This is a genomic window from Halorubrum sp. AD140 (assembly GCF_034497445.1).
Lineage (GTDB): Archaea > Halobacteriota > Halobacteria > Halobacteriales > Haloferacaceae > Halorubrum.
Genome location: NZ_JAXRUU010000312.1, coordinates 1 through 1,083, shown reverse-complemented (window position 1 = coordinate 1,083; position 1,083 = coordinate 1). Strand labels below are relative to the sequence as shown.

The following is a 1,083-nucleotide window of genomic DNA, read 5'->3' as shown; positions in this document are numbered from 1 at the left end:
TTCAGTCACGGACGCCGACGCGCGTGACGCACATAAACGGCCCAGAAGTCGGCAGGCGGATCGCGACGAGGGGGAAGCCGCCGACGGGCCGCCGCGGGTCGGCGAATCGGGGCTCGGCCGCGGACCGGTCAGCGTTTAAGAGCGGCGCGCCCTTGACTCCGACAATGGGAAACGCCGACCTGCGCGACCTCGCGTCGATCCGCGACGTCCCCTTCGCGGAATTGGAGGGGAGCGTCGTCGCCGTCGACGCGCACAACTGGCTGTACCGCTACCTCACGACCACGGTCAAGTGGACGGCAGACGAGACGTACACCACCGCCGACGGCGTCGAGGTCGCGAACCTGATCGGGGTCGTCCAGGGGCTCCCGAAGTTCTTCGAACACGATCTCGTCCCGGTGATGGTGTTCGACGGCGCCGTCACCGACCTGAAGGCCGCCGAGGTGGCCGAGCGGCGCGAGAAGCGCGAGAAGGCCGAACAGCGACGAGCCGTCGCGGCGGAGCGCGGCGACGCGGTCGAGGCGGCGCGGTTAGCGGCCCGCACCCAGCGGCTCACCGACACGATCCAGGAGACGACCCGCGAGCTCCTGAAACTGCTCGACGTGCCGATCGTCGAGGCGCCCGCCGAGGGGGAGGCCCAGTGCGCGCACATGGCCGCGAGCGGGACGGTCGACCACGCCGGCAGCGAGGACTACGACACCCTGCTGTTCGGCGCCCCGACGACGCTCCGCCAGCTGACGAGCAAGGGCGACCCGGAGCTGATGGACCTCTCGGCGACGCTCGATGACCTCGGTCTCGACCGGCAGGGGCTCGTCGACGTGGCGATGCTCTGCGGGACCGACTTCAACGAAGGGGTCCGCGGGATCGGTCCGAAGACCGCGGTGACGGCGGTGAAGGAACACGGGGACCTGTGGGGCGTCCTCGCCGCCCGCGACGCCGAGATCCCGAACGCCGCCGAGATCCGCGAGCTGTTCATGGACCCGCCGGCCGCGGACGTCGCGGTCGACGCCGAGGTGAACCCGGACGTGGAGGCCGCTCGCGCGTACGTCGTCGACGAGTGGGGCGTCGCCGCCGACGAGGTCGAGC

At 71.2% G+C, this 1,083-nt stretch carries 1 protein-coding gene; it reads left to right on the top strand.

Features of this window, described 5'->3' with window-relative positions; all coding sequences use genetic code 11:
• Positions 1-164: 164 nt before the first annotated feature.
• Positions 165-1,083, top strand: a 919-nt coding sequence (locus tag U4E84_RS18450) for a flap structure-specific endonuclease (RefSeq protein ID WP_322533509.1), incomplete at its 3' end; no start/stop codon positions are given.